Origin of the sequence: Olsenella uli (assembly GCF_901212675.1) — a bacterium.
Taxonomy (GTDB): Bacteria; Actinomycetota; Coriobacteriia; order Coriobacteriales; family Atopobiaceae; genus Parolsenella; species Parolsenella uli_B.
Genome location: NZ_CAAKOQ010000037.1, coordinates 1 through 17359 on the forward strand (window position 1 = coordinate 1; position 17359 = coordinate 17359).

Consider the following 17359-nt stretch of genomic DNA (forward strand, 5'->3'; position numbering starts at 1 on the left):
CGGACGGATTTGAATATTCAAATCCGTCCGAACCGCACACCCAAAACCAGTCGAAGGAACCATGGCACTCAAATCCGGCGGAAATGCACCCTCGCTCCGAGGCGGCTTCCAAAATCAGTATCCGGCCCCTGACTTGAGGCGAGCCGCTGCGGTGAGAGAGGATGCACTGGCAGGTGTTGGGCATCAAGCATGCCGGTGAGGCAGGTCTGCGATGGTTTTGCCAGAGAGCATATTATGCGATGGTTTTGCGAGGGAGAAGGTTTGGGATGTCTTTGACGGGGTGGCGGCTTAACCGTAGCCCAGCTACCAGGTTCTGTGAGTGCGACGCAAAACGCAAGCTAGGAGAGGTGGGGCAACAAACAGGGGCCTAAATGCCCAGGTGCTTGGCGAGGTCGAAGATGGCCTTGCGGTAGCCCTCGAGGCCCATGCCAGTGATGGTTTCGAAGCAGGCCGCCCTGATGTAGGACACCTGACGGAAGTCCTCGCGCTCCTCGACCTTGGAGATGTGCACCTCGACGCAAGGGAGCGACACGGCCTTCACGGCATCGAGGATGGCAATCGAGGTGTGCGTATATGCCGCCGGGTTGATGACGATACCGTCGTAGACGCCAAGCGCGCCCTGGATCTCGTCGACGATTGAGCCCTCGTGGTTGCTCTGGAAGCAGTGGATGTCGGCAAAGCCGGCCTCCTTGGCCGCCACCTTGCAGGTCCGTACGAGAGCCGAGTAGTCCGCGCGTCCATAGAGGTTGGGCTCGCGTGTCCCGAGGAGGTTGATGTTGGGTCCGTTGATGACGAGGACGGACTTGCCCTCGGTCTCGGGCGCTGGCTTGGAGCCGCCCTTGCTGGGCTCGGGCTCCTCGTCGAGGAAGGCGCGCAAGGCCTCGATGTCCTCCTTGCCGAGCCGCTCCTCGTCGATGGCGGCCTGCTGCTGGGCCCGATACGAGCGGCGGTGGCCTGCGGTGATGATAAATGGGGGCTCGTCGGGTTCCGTGGGCTGCTCGTCCCCGGTCTCGCCGGTGATGCCGGCGAGCGGGTTGGCGCAGGTGCCGCCGGGCTCGTCGAGGACGATGTCGGACTGGATGGCGAACTCGCGCGCCACCCCCTCGATCGAGGCGGGACCAAAGACGACCTCCACGCCCTCGGCACCGTGCGGCACGGCACCGAGCACGCCGCGCAGGCCGCGTAGCTCGTCAAGGTCGGCAAGGGAGCGGTTGCGCAGGGTCAGGCGAAGGCGTGTGAGGCAGGTCATGGCCCGCTCGACGTTGTCGCTCCCGCCAATGGCGGCGAGTACACCGGCTGCGACATCCTTATAGTTCATGACTACCTCTTCCCCCGCGCTCGCAGCCCTGCGGTTGCGGTCATGCCTGTGGTGCGTGCGTCCGCCGAGACGTGCATTCCCGGCCACGCCAAACCCCTCGTTCCGATTGCAAGCCTTTACCTTGGCACACCTGACGGAAGTTTGTCCACCTCTTGGGCAGACGTTCATATTTAGGGGACAAGCGGTTCCACCTTGTATGCCGATGACGGAATCTCCACCGAGCCGCCATCTTGCGTCTCACCGACATAAAAGCGACCGGAAATCGAGGGGTTGGCCAACAGGCGCCCTACAGACCGAGCAGCCTCGCGACCTCGATCGCGTCACCGTGCGCCGAGCCAGTGCAGCGCACGATGTGGTCGGCCCAGGCGTGGTAGAGCGGCATGCGTTCGGCGGCAAGCGCCTCGACGCCGCGCGAGCGGGAGATGGGTCGACCCCTGGAGGAGAGGTGCTCGAGCGGCCGGTCGAGCATGATGACCACGCCGTTCTGCCGCATGAGGCCAAGGTTCTCGGGCCGCGTGACCACGCCGCCACCGCACGACAGCACCTGCGAGCTGCGCTTCGCGTAGTCGGCCAGCACCTCGGTCTCCATGGTGCGGAACGCGTCCTCGCCGTCGTGCTCGATGACGTCGGCGGCGCTCCTGCCGAAGCGCTCGGCAAAGGCTTGGTCGAGGTCGACGACGGTGCGGCCCGTGAGGGAGCCGAGCTCGCGCCCGCAGCTGGTCTTGCCGCTGCCTGGCATGCCGATGAGGACCACGTTGCGCTCGCCGCTCCTGAGCTCCTGCTCGATCGTGGTGATGAGCCCCTCGTCAAGGGCGTGCCCCTGCCAGAGCTCGCTCGAGCGCCAGGCTTGGGCGACGAGCATGGCAAGGCCGCCCTCCGCGGGGATGCCGAGCGACTCGGCGGCAAGCACGATGCCCGTGCGCTCGGGGTTGTAGACGACGTCGAGCACGCCGCCGAGACGGGGGAGCGTCGCGAGCGTCTCGGCTGCAAGCGGCGAGGCCGGGCAGTTGGGATACATGCCCACGGGCGTGGCGTTCACGACGAGGCGCGCGCCGGCGTGCCGCTCGAGCAGCGTCTCGTAGGTGTCCTCACCGTGGCGCGAGATGACGTGAGCCCTTGCTCCCGAGTCCTCGAGCGCGCCGAGCACGGCCCGGCTCGCGCCGCCGGAGCCCAGGACCAGCACCTCCTCGTCTCGCAGCCGGTCGATGCCGCCGAGGTTGGCCTCGCAGAAGCGGCGCAGCAGCCAGGAGAAACCGAAGAGGTCGGTGTTGTCGCCCACGATCCTGTCGCCCCTGCGCACGAGCGTGTTGACCGCGCCGAGGCGCTGGGCCTCCGGGGTCAGATCGTCGACGAAGGCCATGACGTCTCGCTTGTAGGGGATGGTGACGTTGAGCCCCTCCCAGCGGCCCTCGCGCACGTAGGAGCCCAGCTCGTCGGGTTCGAGCTCAACGAGCTGGTAGGGCCACGAGCCCAGCCGCTCGTGAATCTGCGGGCTCCAGCTGTGGCCGAGCGTGTGACCTAGCAGCCCAAAGCGAATGGGCCCCCTGCCCTCGCGCGCCTCCGCGGCGCCGGCGGGGGCGGGCATGGTCGCAGGGTCCAGGGTCTTGTGTGTGGTGTCTATCGAATCCATTGCGCAATCATTCGCTTGTCGTGGGCGGTCGGTCGATGCCCTTGTGGCCGCGGTGGTGGCAGACCGGGCTGTTTTCGGAAGGCCGGGGCCTCCCGATGCCCCGCTCCTACACCAGCTCGGAGTAGCTCCCGAGGTAGCGGAAGTCCTCGCAGACGTCGTCGAGCGTGGCGATGAGCCGCGCGAACTCCGGTGCGGCTATGGGGCACTCGAGGTCGAAGTAGAACTTGAACTCGAAGTTGGAGTCGGGAATGGGGCGGCTCTCGAGCTTGACGAGGTTGATGTCGAGCGCGTAGAAGCGGGCGAGCACCTTGTAGAGGCTGCCCGGCGTGTTGGGCGTCACCACCATGAGGGAGGTGCGGTCGGCGCCGGGGTAGATCTGCAGGTCCTTGGCGATGCAGGCGAAGCGCGTGTAGTTGTTGTTCTTGTCCTGCACGTTCTTAGCGAGCGTCTTGAGGTTGTAGAGCGTGGCGCACGCGCGGCTCGAGAGCGCGGCGATGTCGGTGCGCCCGCTCTCGGCGACCATCTTGGCGGCCGCGGCGGTGTTCTCGCACACGTGGACCGAGACGCCGTCGAGGCCGGCGAGGAAGTCGCGGCATTGGCTGATGGCCTGCTGGTGGCTATAGATGTCGCGGATGCCCGCGAGCGTGGCGCCGGGGAGGGCGAGCAGCTGGTGGTCGACCTTGAGCCTGAGGCTGCGCACGATTGAGAAGCTGTGGCGCTCCATGAGGTCGTAGACCTGGTTGACCGAGCCGGCCGTGGAGTTCTCGACCGGCAGGACGCCAAACTCGCAGAGCCCCTCGTTGACGGCGCGGAAGACTCCCTCGAAGGACTCGAGGTAAGTGATGGTGGCGTGCTTGAAGAGGCGGTCGGCGGCAAGCTGCGAGTAGGCACCCTCGACGCCCTGGCAGGCAACGAAGGCACTCTGCGGGAAGAGCGCTGGCGTCTTGGCGATGGCCTCGCGGATGCGGCCGTCGAGTTCGCTCTGCGCGTTGAGCTCGGCGCTCTGGCTCGCGCGTGACATCTCCATGATGAGGCTGAAGAGCGCCTGCGAGTAGTCGGCGAGCTCAGGCGGCATCTTGGTGGCCACATCGGCGAGCTTTGCACGCTCACGCGTGCGGTCGAGGATGGGCTTGCCGGTGGCCCGCTTGTACTCGGCCACCTCATGCGTGCAGGCCATGCGCTGGGCAAACAGCTCGCAGATTTGGGTGTCGATGCGGTCTATCTGGTCTCTGATGTCGCCGAGGTCCTTCATGTGACGCGGCTCCTTTGGGTGCGAGCTTGGATGGCGCTAGGCCCGGGCGTGATTTGCCCGCTTGTCAAAATGTGACAAATCATACGGAAGGAAGAGTGACAGCTAGGAGGCGGGGTACTTGCCTTCCGAGACGATGGCGTCGAGCAGGGCGAGGGCGCAGGCGGCCTCGGCCACGGGCACGGCGCGCGGCACGATGCAGGGGTCGTGCCGGCCGCGCACCACGACTTCGGAGTCCTGGCCAGCCTCGAGGTCGACCGTGTGCTGGCGGATGCCGATCGAGGCCGTGGGCTTCACGGCCATGCGCCATACGATGGGCGCGCCGGTCGAGATGCCGCCCACGATGCCGCCCGCGTCGTTCTTGGCGGGCTCGACGCGGCCGTCGACCATGTGCCAGGGGTCGTTGTGCTGGCTGCCGTACATGCGCGCGGCCCTGAAGCCCGCGCCGAACTCGACGCCCTTCACGGCCGGGATGCCGTAGGCGACCATTGCGATGCGGTTCTCGAGCCCCTCGAACATCGGGTCGCCCACGCCGGCCGGCATGCCGTAGGCGATGCACTCGACCACGCCGCCCACCGAGTCCATGCGGTCCTTCGCGTCGAGGATGCAGGTGCGCATGGAAAGCGCGGCGTCCGCGCTCACGCAGGGCAGGGGGTTCGAGAGGATGGCCTGGGCCTGTCCCTCGTCGAAGACGTTCGTGTCGAGTGGAAGATCGACGATGGGCGCTGGCCCCAGGCTCTGGATGTGGGCGACGACGCGGATGCCGAATGCCGTCTCGAGCGCCTGCAGCGCGATGCCGCCCGCCACGCAGAGCGGAGCGGTGAGCCTTCCCGAGAAGTGCCCGCCGCCCGCGACGTCGTGGTGGTCGTGATAGCGCACGTAGGCCGGCCAGTCGGCGTGGCCAGGGCGCGGACGGCGCCTGAGCTCGGAATAGTCTTGGGAGCGCGTGTTGGTGTTCTCGATGACGGCCGAGAGGGGGGCGCCGCAGGTGTGGCCGTCGACGAGGCCCGAGAGGAAGCGCGGGCGGTCGGCCTCGCGCCGGGTGGTGGAGGTGTCGGTGCGCCCGGGGGCGCGGCGGTCGAGGAAGGCCTGCAGGCGCTCGAGGTCCACCTCGATGCCGTCGGGCAGCCCGTCGACCACGCAGCCGATGGCCTCTGAGTGAGACTGGCCGAAGACCTGGACACGCACGGCGTCGCCGATGCAAGAGGACACGCTTGCCTCCTAGGCTCTGGTGACGACGCCGCCCAGGGTGCGGTAGTCGTCGAAAAAGGTCGGATAGGACTTGTCGACGCACTCTGCGCCGAGGATGGTGATGGGGCCCGCGCAGCGCGCGGCGGCGATGGCCGCCATCATCGCGATGCGGTGGTCGTTCGCGGCGTCCACGGTGCCGCCCGCCAGCTCGTCTTTGCCCACGATGACGATGTCGTCGCCCTCGGCGCGAATGTCTGCGCCGAGGGCCGCGAGGCCGGCGACCACCGTCTCCACGCGGTCGGACTCCTTGAGGCGCAGGCGCTCGCAGCCCGTGATGCGCGTGGTCCCCGGGGCGAGGGCCGCGACCGCCGCGAGGGGCGGCACGAGGTCCGGGAAGTCTGAGACGTCCATGTCGGTGGCCACGGGCGCGCCGGGCGAGACGGTCGCGAGCCCCATCGTGCGGGCCACACGGGCGCCGAGCTTGGCCAGCGCGGCGAGCACGGCGCGGTCGCCCTGGCGGCTCGCGAGGTCGAGCCCGGAGACGCAGATCTCGTCGGAGAGGGCGCCCGCGGCGAGCCAGAAGGCGGCGTTGGACCAGTCGCCCTCGACCTCGACGGTGCCGGGGGAGCGGTAAGGGGTCGTAGGCGTCACGACGAAGCAGGTGTGCGGCCTGCCGTCGACGCTCTCGTGGGTCTCCACCACGTCGACGCCAAAGGCGGCGAGCGCGGCGACGGTGAGGTTGACGTAGGGCCTGCTCTGGATGGGCTCGGCCACGCGGACCTCGGACGGGCTGCCGAGAAGCGGCGCCGCGAGCAGAAGGCCGCTGATGTACTGCGAGCTCACGTTGCCCGGGAGCTCGAAGCGCCCGGCCCTGAGCCGGCCTCCCACGTGCAGGGGGAACGCTCCCTGCTCGGAGAGGTCCGAGCCGCCGGCGAGCAGTTCCTCGTAGAGCGGCGAGAGCGGGCGCGAGGCGAGCCGGCCGTGGCCGGTGAGGCTCGCGCCGCAACCGAGCGCCGCGACGACGGGGAGCATGAAGCGCAGGGTGGAGCCTGACTCGCCGCAGTCGAGCGTGGCGTCCGGGCGGGCCTGGCGAAGGTTGTCCGTGGCGGGCGAGCCCGCGAGCGGCGTCACGTGGAGTAGCTCGCCCTCGCGCGTTATCTCGGCACCGAGCGCCTCGAGGCAGCCGATGGTGGCCTCGATGTCCTTGGAGGTGGTGGCGCAGCGGATGGTGGTGGGCCCGGGGCAGAGCGCGGCGCAGATGAGCAGGCGGTGCGCCATCGACTTGCTGGCAATGGTTCGCACGCTGCCGTGCAGGCGGTGCGGAGTGATCGTGAGGTCCATGTGGCTATGCTCCCGTGGTGGTCGTGTCTCTGGGCGCGTCGGCGTTGCCGCGTGCCGGGCCGGCCGCCGCGGCGTGCCCGAGCGCTGCCGTGCCACAGCCCAGGTCGACGAGGCGGGCGAACTCGTCCATGCTCACGCGACGCACCTCGACCTTGCCGATGGCACGGGGGAGGATGACGTTCACGCCGTCGCCGTGGCGCTTCTTGTCGTGCGCGGCAAGCTCAACGATTCGATTGTGGTCGAGGAGGGTGTCGGTGGGAAGCCCGTGGGCGTCGGCCACGCGCTCGATGCGGCGCGCGACCTCCTCGTCGCAGGCGCCGATGGCCGCCGCCGCGCGGGCGATGGCACAGAGCCCGATGGCGACCGAGGTGCCGTGGCCGAGCGAGAAGCCGCTCGCGGCCTCAACGGCGTGGCCGATCGTGTGGCCGAGGTTGAGCGTCTGGCGAACGCCGCGCTCCTGCTCGTCGGCGTCCACGACGTCGCGCTTTATCTCGACGTTCCTGGCGATGACGGCGGCGAGGGCGTCCTCGGGATAGCCGCCGGCGTTGATGGGGGAGCGCTCGAGCTCGGCGAAGAGGTTGGGGTCTGCGAGCACGCCGTGTTTGATGACCTCGCCACAGGAGTCGGTGAGTAGGTCGTGGGGGATCGTGGCGAGGCAGCGGGGGTCTGCCACGACGACGCGCGGCTGCCAGAAGGCGCCCGCGAGGTTCTTGCCGGCCTCGAGGTCGACGGCCGTCTTGCCACCCACCGAGGAGTCGACCATCGCGAGCAGGCTCGTGGGTACCTGAGCCACGGGACAGCCGCGCATGTAGGACGCGCCGGCAAACCCGGCGAGGTCTCCCACGACGCCGCCGCCGAGCGCCACGACCACGTCGTCTCGCGTGAGGCCGGCCTGGGCGATGGCCTCGAGACAAGCGGCCCAGGTGCCGGCGCGCTTCGAGGCCTCGCCGGCCGCGAAGGTGAAGCTCGCGGCCTCGTAGCCGGCGCCCTCGAGCGAGGCAAGGACGCGCTCGAGGTAGAGCGGCCCCACGTTGGTGTCGGTCACGACGAAGGCGCGCTCGCCTTCGGTCGAGGCCCGCACGAGCTCGCCCGTCCGGTCGATGGCGCCCGGCGTCACGTGCACGTCATAGGCCCGCGTCTTGGTGGCGACGTGGACGACTCTCTCTTCTGCCATGGCTTCCCCCTGTCCCTTGGCCCTGGGCTAGCGCTCGCCCTTTCGGGCCCGGTCGTTCTCGGCGTCGGCCGCCGCGACGTCGGCGCGCTTGATGCGGTCACCCTCGGAGAGGAGCTCGGTGAGCCGCGCGGCGTCGCGCGCGTCGAGCGCCTCGCGGTACTTCTCGAGCTCGTCCACGAGCCGGCCGATCTCTGCAGAGAGGTTATCGGCATCGTCGAGGAAGAGCTCGCACCACATCCTCGGATTGAGCTGCGCCACGCGCGTGAGGTCTCTGTAGGAGCCCGCCGAGAACCCCTCGCGAAGCCCGAGCGTAGGGCTCTTGACGTAGGCGTTCGAGACCACGTGCGCGAGCTGCGAGGTGTAGGCGATGACCTGGTCGTGGCGCTCGGGCGTGGTCACGGTGAAGCGGTCGAACCCGCAGGGCGCGAGCAGGCCCTCGAGCCGGTCGACGAGCGCGAGGCAGGTGACGCCGCGGACGTCGGGCGGCGGGCAGACCACCATGGGCGCCCCCTCGAACATGTCGGCGCGGGAGTGCGCGTAGCCCGAGAACTGCGTGCCCGCCATGGGGTGGCAGCCCACGAAGGTGATGTGCGCCTCCCGGGCCACGGGAAAGCACGCCTTGCAGACGGCGCGCTTGACGCCCGAGGTGTCGATGACGATGGCATGGGCGTCTACCAGATGCGCATTGGCGCGCAGCCACTTTGCGCAGGCCTCCGGGTAGCAGGCGAGCACGATGAGCTCGAGGGTGGGGATCACGTCTGGCGTGATGGTGCCCACCGTGGTGTCGATGGATGCGAAGCGCTCGATGTCCTCGTTGGGGTCGAGTCCAAAGACCTCGCGCCCGCCGCGGGCGAGGGCACGCGCGAACGAGCCGCCGATGAGCCCCAGGCCCACGACGCCGACGCGCCCGTGGACCATGCGGTCACCCGTCTGCTGGGCCGTGGAGCTGGGCGTCTGGTCGCCCGCCGCCCCATGGGCCTGGCCGTCGCGCTCTGGCGCGGCCACGCTACTCGACCTCTCCGGCGACGGCCTCGCGCACCTTGGCGATGCGGGCCATGGCCTCGCGGAACATCTTGGGCGTGAGCGCCTGCGCACCGTCCGACCAGGCGTGGCTCGGGTCGTCGTGGACCTCGATCTCGAGGCAGTCGGCACCGGCGGCCGTGGCGGCGAGCGCCATCGGCACCACGTAGCGGGTGTAGCCGGTGGCGTGGCTGGGGTCGGCGCAGACGGGTAGGTGCGAGAGCTGGCGGAGCACCGGCACGGCGTTGAGGTCGAAGGTGTTCCTCGTGCGGCGCTCGAAGGTGCGAATGCCGCGCTCGCAGAGGATGACGTTGGGGTTGCCCTCGCTCATGATGTACTCGGCGGCCATGAGCAGCTCGTCGATGGTGCCGGCGACGCCACGCTTGAGCAGGATGGGCGTCTGGGTCTTGCCGACCTCCTTGAGCAGCGGAAAGTTCTGGGCGTTGCGCGCGCCGATCTGCCAGACCTCGATGTTCCTGTCCACGAACTGCTGGACGTCGCGCGGGTCCATGATCTCGGTCACGATCGGCATGTCGAGCTCGTCTCTGGCCTCCGCGAGCAGGTCGAGGCCAGCCTCGCCCATGCCCTGGTAGGAGTAGGGGCTCGTGCGGGGCTTGTAGGCGCCGCCGCGAAGCAGCGTGGCGCCCGCCTCCTTGACGGCGCGCGCGATGCGGAAGAGGTTCTCGCCCTCGACCGAGCACGGACCGGCGATGACGTTGAAGTTGCCGCCGCCGATCTTGACGTCGTGGCCGCAGTCGACGACCGTGTCGAGCGGGTGGAACTTGCGGTTGGCGCGCTTGAAGGGCTCGGAGACGCGCTGCACGCGGTCGATGATGTCCATGCTCTCGACGAGAAACGGGTCGATCTGCGTGGTGTCTCCCACGAGACCGATGATGGTCTCGCCCGTGCCCTTCGAGATGTCGGCGCGCAGGCCCTTGCTCTCGATCCAGTCTACGAAGTGGCCTATCTGGTCCTCGGTTGCGCTTTCCTTGACGACAGCGATCATGCGGTCTCCCCTGTTTGGGCCGCCATGCGGCCTATTGTCCCAACGTCTTCGTTTCGTCAGTTGCCTGATGGTAGCACGCAAACCAGACAAATAATCGGGGTGGTATCCCGCGCGGCCCGCCCGCATGCCGCGCGTCTCGGTCGCTCGCGCCAAAGAGCGCCGCGCCATCCCTGCGCAAATCCGCTATACTTCTCCATAGCTGCTCTCTTAGCTCAGCTGGATAGAGCGTCTGCCTCCGGAGCAGAAGGTCGCGGGTTCGAATCCCACAGAGAGCACCAGTTCGTCCTTGCATGAACCCGCGCGGCGTCTGGCCCCGCGGGTTCTTTTTCAAGGGCGCCTTTCGCTCTGCCCATCTCGCGGGTTCCTCTTTGTCGTTCCACCAGATTCATCCTTTCGTCTTTCCGGGACCCTTTTGCCTCTCTACCCAGGTGTCTTTCGTCCCTTGGCTCCGCCCTTCTCCACGTCGTGTCCCTCTCTTGATGTTCTCCTGTCCGGCTTCATGCGTACAATGGTTCGCAACGTTTTGGGGTTGGACGAGACGTCGGCGTAGGGGAGCGAGCCCTCCCGCGCCGCGTCGGGGAGGGCGGGCGCGGATGGCGAACGAGAGTGAGTGGGCGGGAAGGCGGCGCGAGGCGATGGGAGACGCACCCGACGACGTCCCCATGCTCGCGCCGGAGCTGGGCGGCCTCACGCCCGACGAGGTCTCCGAGCGCGTGTCCGCGGGCAGGGTCAACGCCGACGCCGGGCCCAAGACCAAGCCCGTGGCCCTCATCGTGGCCGAGCACACGCTTACGCTCTTCAACGGGGTCAACCTCGCGCTCGCAGCGCTCGTGGCGCTCACGGGCACCTGGCGAAACCTTGCCTTCCTCGGCGTGGTGGCGCTCAACACCCTCATCGGCATCGTGCAGGAGGTGCGCTCCAAGCGCATCGTAGACCGCCTGCAGATCCTCGCCGAGCGCCCCGTCGTCGTGCGGCGCGGCGGCGCGGACCTCGAGATAGGCCACGGCGACGTCGTCGAGGGTGACCTCGTGATCCTGCGCCGCGGCGACCAGGTGCCGGCCGACGCCGAGGTCGCCTGGGGCGTGGCGGGCGTGAACGAGAGCCTGCTCACGGGCGAGTCCGACCCCGTCACCAAGCGCGAGGGCGACGAGCTCATGAGCGGCAGCTTCCTCGACTCGGGCTCGCTCGTGGCCCGCGTCACGCGGGTGGGCGCCGACTCCTACGCGGCACGCATCAACGCCGAGGCCAAGTACGTGAAGTCGGCCAACTCCGAGATCATGGCCACGCTCTCGATGATCATCCGCTGGGCCACGTGGCTTCTGGGCCCCATCGGGGCGGCGCTCTTCCTTCGCACCCTTACCGACGGGGCGGGGGTGTCCCAGGCCATCCTCACCACGGTGGCGGCCCTCATTGGCATGATCCCGCAGGGCCTCGTGCTGCTCACCTCCACCGTGCTCGTGATCTCCACGGCGCGTCTCGCTCGAAGGAGCGTGCTCATCCAGCAGTTCTACTGCATCGAGATGCTCGCCCGCGTGGACGTGCTCTGCCTCGACAAGACGGGCACCATCACCTCGGGCTCGATGGACGTCTCGTGCGTCATGGACGCGCCCGGCCGCGCGCAGGGCTCCGCCCTCGAGGCGGCCGCGTCCGTGGTCTCGGCGAGCGCCTCGGACGCCAATGAGACCGCCCGGGCGATTCTGCGCCATGCCGCCGAGCGTGGCACGGTCGCCCTCGAGCCCTCGCGCGCGGTGCCCTTCTCGAGCGCGCGCAAGTACTCGGGCTGCGTGTGCGCGGACGGCCGCGCCCTCGTCATGGGGGCGACTCAGTTCGTGTTCGGAAAAGGCGAGCCGCCCGAGCTCGCCACGCTCACGAGCGAGCTCGGCGAGCGAGACCGCGTGCTCGTGGTGGCCGAGTGCGCGGGCTTCGCCGCGGACGACGCCATCGAGGGCACGCCGCGCCTGCTCGGCATCGTCGCCCTCTCCGACCACATCCGCGAGTCGGCGCCCGACACCATCGGCTACTTCGTCTCGCAGGGCGTCACCCTGAACGTCATCTCAGGCGACGACCCGCGCACGGTCTCGAGCATCGCCCGAGCGGCGGGCGTGCCGGGCGCTGACGCCTGGGTCGACGCCTCCACGCTCGAGACACCCGCCGACGTCGAGCGAGCGGCTGCGACCTACCACGTCTTCGGGCGCGTGACGCCCGAGCAGAAGCGCGACCTCCTGCGGGCGCTGCGCGCGGCGGGCCACACGGTCGCCATGACGGGGGACGGCGTGAACGACGTGCTGGCGCTTCGTGAGGCGGACTGCTCGGTGGCCATGGCCTCGGGCTCGGACGCGGCGCGCAACGTCTCGGAGGTCGTGCTCGTCGACAACGACTTCGCCCACATGCCCGACGTGGTGGCCGAGGGGCGCCGCTCCATCAACAACTTGCAGCGCTCGGCGTCGCTCTTCCTCGTCAAGACCGTGTTCTCGGCGCTGCTCGCCCTCGTCTGCTCGATTCTTCCGCCCTACCCGTTCCAGCCGGTGCAGATGTCGCTCGTGTCGCTCGCCATCATCGGTGTTCCGTCGTTCGTCCTTGCGCTCGAGCCCAACCGCGAGCGGGTGCGCGGCAACTTCCTCGCCAACGTGCTGGCCCGGTCGCTGCCGGCGTCGCTCGCCATCATCCTGGCCGTGAGCCTGGCCTCGGGCGGCCTCGAGCGCCTGGGGCTCTCGCGCGCGGAGGTCTCTACCGTCTGCGTGCTGCTCACCTGCCTTGTGGGCTGGTTCCTCGTGCTGCGCATATCCTGGCCGCTCACGGCGCTTCGGGCGCTCCTGCTCGTCGCCGTCGCCGCAATTGTTGCGTTTGGGTTCACGATTGGGGCCCCGTTCTTCGAAATCAGCGTCGTAACGCCTACGATGTGGAGATGCGTCGCCGTGATCGGTGCGGTGGCGCTTGTCGTGTTCAACGTTCTGTTCGGGATGGGCGTCAGGTCCAGCGCGGAGGGGAACGGGCGCCTCGTGCGCATCGTCCGCGCGCTCGAGCTGCGTCGGGAGAGACGGGGGAGTCATGGGTCAGACAGAGTTTGAGGGGGCCGTTGCCCAGGCACGTCAGGGGCGCGAGCTCGCGGCGGGCGGCGTCACGCGCCGCGTCGTCGACGTGTCCGCAATCCCGGGGGCGTCCGAGCTCCCCGCCTGCCTCGTGACGTTGCTCGAGAACGTGGTGCGTCGCGCCGCCACGGATGCCGACGCCATGCGCGAGGCCTCCCGCGTGCTCGAGGCGGGTCAGGCCGGCGCCGCCGGCGAGGAGGTCGAGTTCATGCCGGCGCGCGTGCTCTTCCAGGACTTCACCGGCGTGCCCGTGTTCGTCGACTTCGCCGCGATGCGCGACGCCATGGTCGAGCGCGGGGGAGACCCGCGCCGCGTGAATCCCAAGATACCGTGCACGCTCGTCATCGACCACTCCGTCACGGCCGACGTCACGGGCTGCGCCGGGGCCGCGTCCGAGAACCTTCAGATCGAGGCCAGGCGCAACCGCGAGCGCTTCGCCTTCCTCAAGTGGGCGAGCCACTCCTTCGACAACGTGCAGATCGTCCCGCCCGGAGGCGGCATCTGCCACCAGCTCAACATCGAGCGCTTCTGCCAGGTGGTCTCCACCGACGCCCTCTGGGAGGGCGCGGGCGAGCTCGCCTGCTTCGATACCGTCGTGGGCACCGACTCGCATACGCCCACGGCCAACGGCATCGGCGTCCTCGGCTGGGGCGTGGGCGGCATCGAGGCCGAGGCCGCGGCGCTCGGCCAGCCCATCAGCCTGCGCGTGCCCGAGGTGGTGGGCCTGCGCCTCACGGGCCGGCTCGGCGACGGCGTCTCCGCGATGGACCTCGCCCTCACGGTGGCCGAGCGCCTGCGCGCCGAGGGCGTCGTGGGCTGCCTCGTCGAGGCCTTCGGCGACGGCGTCTCCACGCTCACGGTTACCCAGCGCGCCTGCGTGGCCAACATGACGCCCGAGTACGGCGCCACGAGTACGCTCTTCCCCGTCGATGACAACGTCCTCGACTACCTGCGCCTTACCGGTCGCGCCGACGCCGATGTGGCCTTCGTCGAGGCCTACGCCCGCATGCAGGGCGTCTTTGGCCAGGGCGCGAGCCGCCACTACGCCCGCGTCATCGAGCTCGACCTCTCCCAGGTGGAACTCTCGCTCGCCGGACCGTCGCGCCCGCACAACCGCACGACGCCCGCCGGCCTCAAGGCTCGCTTCGAGGAGGCGACCAAGGGCCACGGCGCCGACCTCTCGCGCACCTGGGAGGTCACCTGCGCTGACGGCTCCACCCACACGGTGGGCCAGGGCGCGCTTGCCATTGCCGCCATCACGAGCTGCACCACGGCGACCGACCCTGCGATGATGGTGGCCGCCGGCCTCACGGCCAAGAAGGCCCGCGAGCGCGGGCTTGCCGCCAGGCCGTGGGTCAAGCGCATCCTCGCCCCGGGCAGCCATGCCACTGCGGGCCTGCTCGAGGCTGCGGGCCTCGTCGCGCCTCTTCGCGAGCTGGGCTTCTTCACCTGCGGCTTTGGCTGCATGACCTGCATCGGCAACTCGGGCGACATCCTGGCCGCCCTGAAGCCCATCGCCGCCGAGGCCGAGCTCACGAGCGTGCTCTCGGGCAACCGCAACTTCGACGGCCGCATCAGCCCCGACGTGGCGCAGAACTACCTCTGCCAGCCGGCCCTCGTGGTTGCCTACGCGCTTGCGGGCACCATGGACGTCGACCTCGCCCACGAGGCGCTGGGCACCGCCCCAGACGGTACGCCCGTCTACCTCGAGGACATCCTGCCCACGAGCGCCGAGGTCGACGTGGTGCTCGCCGAGGTTCTCAAGCCCTCGCTCTTCTCGGAGGGCATGCGCGGGCTCTTCGAGGGCGACGCCACCTGGCGCTCGATCGACGCGGACGAGTCGGCCACCTTCGCCTGGGACCCCAAGTCCACCTACGTGCGCCGTCCGCCCTACTTCGAGATTGCGCGTGCCTGCGACCACGTGGGCGTCACGGGCGCCCGCGCGCTCGCGCTCTTCGGCGACTTCGTGACCACCGACCACATCTCGCCGGCCGGCGCCATCGCCGAAGGCTCGCCTGCGGCTCGCTACCTCGAGGCTCGAGGCGTCGAGCCCAAGGACTTCAACACGTACGGCTCGCGCCGCGGCAACCACGAGTGCATGGCGCGCGGCACCTTCGCCAACGTGCGCCTCGACAACAAGCTGGCGGGGCGTCCCGGTCCGCTCACGCTCGACCAGCTCACGGGCAAGCTCACGAGCGTCTACGACGCGGCCGAGGACTATCGAAAGGCCGGCGTGCCGCTCGTGGTCGTGGCCGGGCGCATGTACGGCTCCGGCTCCAGCCGCGACTGGGCCGCGAAGGGCCCGCTGCTCCTGGGCGTCCACGCCGTCATCGCCGAGAGCCTCGAGCGCATCCACCGCTCCAACCTCGTGCAGATGGGCATCCTGCCGCTCGAGTTCCAGGAGGGCCAGGGCGCGGCGTCGCTGGGCCTCGACGGCACGGAGACGTATGATGTCGAGCCAGTCGACCTTTCGCATGGCCTGCCGGCCAAGCCGCTCACCCTGGTCACGGCGCACCGCGCCGACGGCACCTCGGTCAGCTTCGAGTGCGTCGTGAGGGTCGACACCGCCGGCGAGGGGGCGTTCCTCTCCGCGGGCGGTATCCTGCCTTTCGTCCTCGGAGGTCTTCTGTGATCTGTCCGGTCTGCGGATCGAACGTCCCCGACGGGCTCGACGTCTGTCCCGCCTGCCACGCAAACCTTGCGGCCACCCGCGTGATGCCCAAGCTCACCGGCACGTGGTGCCCCTCCTGTGGGGCCCTCGTGCCGGCGGGCTCGACCGCCTGTCCCAAGTGCGGCATGCCCATCGGCGCCCCGGCGCGTGACAACGCGCGCGTCGAGCTCGAGCGCCGCCGCCTCGAGGAGCGTCGCCTCGAGCGCGAGCGCACGAGCACCCTGCCGCGCATCGAGAGCGCCATCCCCTCCGAGCCCGACCCCTCCACGGAGGGCATCTATGGCCGCGAGCGCATGCCGCACACCAAGACCTTCATGGTGGCCGCACTCGCGAGCCTGCTTGTGGTGGGCGGCGTCACCCTCGCCATCACCCATCCCTGGGACCCTAACCTCACCGACACCCGCGCAACCACGCCGGCCGACACCTCTCAGGCGGGCTTCCCGGGCACGGTGAGCCGCCTTTCCGGCCAGGACTCCGACACGGACGGCACGGCGGTCTCCGTCGCCTCCGCCGACGAGGAGACCTTCAACGCCCTCACGGACGCCTACAACAAGCTGGCTGACATCTCCAAGCGCGCCGACGAGGTCGAGCAGAAGCTCGACGACGTGGGCATCTCCGGAACCTCCTCCGAGCGCTCGCAGGGCGCGGCCGAGGCCGAGCAGCTTGCCTACGATGCGAGCAACCTCGTGACCACCATCAAGGACATCGACGTCACCACCACCGGCACCTACACCGACCAGCGCGACCACGTGGCCACGCTCGCGAGCTGGCTCAGGAACCGCGTCGACCTCCTGCGCAAGGCCTGGGACGCCTCGAAGGCCTCCAAGGACCCCGAGTCCGACAAGGATGAGATCCTGAAGCCCCTCTCGGGCCAGCGTTCGAGCGACGGCGGCCAGTCCTACGCCGCACTCTTCGAGAAGAACCACGAAGCCTGGAAGCCACAGCGGCGCTAGCGTGAGGCGGCGTGGGCGTGCGACTGGCCCTGCCTGCCGGGTCCTCGCCGCGCGGCCTGGGCACCCGCGCGTGGGGTGCGCCCCCGCATGCCGAATGTGTGAACGTGGCCCCATGCTGCTAGAATTATCCAGATTAGACTGACTGACCTTGGAGGCAACATGTTCGGTATGCCTGACCCGCTCTACACGCCCGAGTACGTCTGCAAAGGCGACGAGGTCGCCGTCATCGAGACCCCCAAGGGCACGATTCGCGTGCGCCTCGACGCCGACGGCGCGCCCATCCACGTGGCCAACTTCTGCGAGCTCGCCTCGAGCGGCTTCTACGACGGCCTCAAGTTCCACCGCTACGTGCCCGGCTTCGTGATCCAGGGCGGCTGCCCCAACACGCGCGACATGTCGAGCGACGAGGTGGCCCGCGGCCTGCGCGGCCCCGACGGCCAGCCCGGCACCGGCGGCCCCGGCTACCGCATCAGCCACGAGTACGACACCAACCCGCGCAACAGCCACGTCGACGGTGCCCTCGCCATGGCCCGCTCGCAGGACCCCGACTCCGCCGGCTCGCAGTTCTACCTCTGCCTGGGCCCGCAGCACGCGCTCGACTCGGGCTACACCGTCTTCGGCACCACGGTGGAGGGGCTCGACGTCATCGGCCAGCTCCGTGCCGGCGACGAGATCGTGTCCATCCGCATCGAGCACGACGCGCGCTAGGAGGCGAGG

General features: G+C 69.4%; 12 protein-coding genes and 1 tRNA gene. 5 read left to right on the forward strand and 8 right to left on the reverse strand.

Annotation, left to right across the window (positions count from 1 at the left end):
• Window positions 1-367: 367 nt before the first annotated feature.
• From aroQ to aroF, 8 genes are all read right to left on the reverse strand, one after another.
• Window positions 368-1318 (reverse strand): type II 3-dehydroquinate dehydratase, encoded by a 951-nt coding sequence (gene aroQ / locus EFAMC1_RS05160; protein WP_261981779.1) that lies wholly within the window; start codon window positions 1316-1318, stop codon window positions 368-370.
• A gap of 286 nt (window positions 1319-1604) precedes the next feature.
• Window positions 1605-2948 (reverse strand): shikimate kinase, encoded by a 1344-nt coding sequence (locus EFAMC1_RS05165; protein ID WP_261981780.1) that lies wholly within the window; start codon window positions 2946-2948, stop codon window positions 1605-1607.
• Window positions 2949-3054: 106 nt separating this feature from the next.
• Window positions 3055-4200 carry a bifunctional chorismate mutase/prephenate dehydratase gene (locus EFAMC1_RS05170; RefSeq protein WP_154053249.1) on the reverse strand — a complete coding sequence of 382 codons (1146 nt, stop codon included), beginning with the start codon at window positions 4198-4200 and terminating at the stop codon, window positions 3055-3057.
• Between the two features lie 102 nt (window positions 4201-4302).
• Window positions 4303-5409, reverse strand: coding sequence for a chorismate synthase (aroC, locus tag EFAMC1_RS05175; protein ID WP_154053250.1), 1107 nt, complete (start codon window positions 5407-5409; stop codon window positions 4303-4305).
• Between the two features lie 9 nt (window positions 5410-5418).
• On the reverse strand, window positions 5419-6729 hold the full coding sequence (gene aroA / locus EFAMC1_RS05180) for a 3-phosphoshikimate 1-carboxyvinyltransferase (RefSeq protein ID WP_154053251.1): 1311 nt from the start codon (window positions 6727-6729) through the stop codon (window positions 5419-5421).
• Window positions 6730-6733: 4 nt separating this feature from the next.
• The gene (aroB, locus tag EFAMC1_RS05185; RefSeq protein ID WP_154053252.1) at window positions 6734-7903 is read right to left on the reverse strand and encodes a 3-dehydroquinate synthase; all 1170 of its coding nucleotides are present in this window, start codon (window positions 7901-7903) and stop codon (window positions 6734-6736) included.
• Between the two features lie 27 nt (window positions 7904-7930).
• Window positions 7931-8908 carry a prephenate dehydrogenase gene (locus tag EFAMC1_RS05190; protein ID WP_261981781.1) on the reverse strand — a complete coding sequence of 326 codons (978 nt, stop codon included), beginning with the start codon at window positions 8906-8908 and terminating at the stop codon, window positions 7931-7933.
• A 1-nt stretch (window position 8909) separates the two neighbouring features.
• Window positions 8910-9929, reverse strand: a complete 1020-nt coding sequence (gene aroF / locus EFAMC1_RS05195; protein WP_154053253.1) for a 3-deoxy-7-phosphoheptulonate synthase — start codon at window positions 9927-9929, stop codon at window positions 8910-8912.
• Window positions 9930-10130: 201 nt separating this feature from the next.
• Between aroF and EFAMC1_RS05200 the strand changes: the two genes are divergently transcribed.
• The 5 genes from EFAMC1_RS05200 to EFAMC1_RS05220 all read left to right on the forward strand — a co-directional run bounded on the left by EFAMC1_RS05200 (window position 10131) and on the right by EFAMC1_RS05220 (window position 17350).
• A tRNA-Arg gene (locus tag EFAMC1_RS05200) sits at window positions 10131-10207 on the forward strand.
• 315 nt (window positions 10208-10522) lie between these two features.
• Entirely contained in the window at window positions 10523-12997 is a 2475-nt protein-coding gene (locus tag EFAMC1_RS05205; RefSeq protein ID WP_261981782.1) for an HAD-IC family P-type ATPase, read from the forward strand.
• Window positions 12978-15650, forward strand: coding sequence for an aconitate hydratase AcnA (gene acnA, locus EFAMC1_RS05210; protein ID WP_154053254.1), 2673 nt, complete (start codon window positions 12978-12980; stop codon window positions 15648-15650). The genes EFAMC1_RS05205 and acnA overlap by 20 nt, the downstream gene beginning before the upstream one ends.
• Window positions 15647-16642 (forward strand): zinc ribbon domain-containing protein, encoded by a 996-nt coding sequence (locus tag EFAMC1_RS05215; RefSeq protein ID WP_187324573.1) that lies wholly within the window; start codon window positions 15647-15649, stop codon window positions 16640-16642. The genes acnA and EFAMC1_RS05215 overlap by 4 nt, the downstream gene beginning before the upstream one ends.
• A gap of 159 nt (window positions 16643-16801) precedes the next feature.
• Window positions 16802-17350 (forward strand): peptidylprolyl isomerase, encoded by a 549-nt coding sequence (locus tag EFAMC1_RS05220; protein WP_154053256.1) that lies wholly within the window; start codon window positions 16802-16804, stop codon window positions 17348-17350.
• The last annotated feature ends 9 nt before the right edge of the window (window positions 17351-17359 follow it).

Coding starts and splice junctions, on each gene's coding strand:
- aroQ (WP_261981779.1), bottom strand. CDS start 1,318: ATGAACTATAAGGATGTCGCAGCCGGTGTACTCGCCGCCATTGGCGGG.
- EFAMC1_RS05165 (WP_261981780.1), bottom strand. CDS start 2,948: ATGGATTCGATAGACACCACACACAAGACCCTGGACCCTGCGACCATG.
- EFAMC1_RS05170 (WP_154053249.1), bottom strand. CDS start 4,200: ATGAAGGACCTCGGCGACATCAGAGACCAGATAGACCGCATCGACACC.
- aroA (WP_154053251.1), bottom strand. CDS start 6,729: ATGGACCTCACGATCACTCCGCACCGCCTGCACGGCAGCGTGCGAACC.
- aroB (WP_154053252.1), bottom strand. CDS start 7,903: ATGGCAGAAGAGAGAGTCGTCCACGTCGCCACCAAGACGCGGGCCTAT.
- aroF (WP_154053253.1), bottom strand. CDS start 9,929: ATGATCGCTGTCGTCAAGGAAAGCGCAACCGAGGACCAGATAGGCCAC.
- EFAMC1_RS05205 (WP_261981782.1), top strand. CDS start 10,523: ATGGCGAACGAGAGTGAGTGGGCGGGAAGGCGGCGCGAGGCGATGGGA.
- acnA (WP_154053254.1), top strand. CDS start 12,978: ATGGGTCAGACAGAGTTTGAGGGGGCCGTTGCCCAGGCACGTCAGGGG.
- EFAMC1_RS05220 (WP_154053256.1), top strand. CDS start 16,802: ATGTTCGGTATGCCTGACCCGCTCTACACGCCCGAGTACGTCTGCAAA.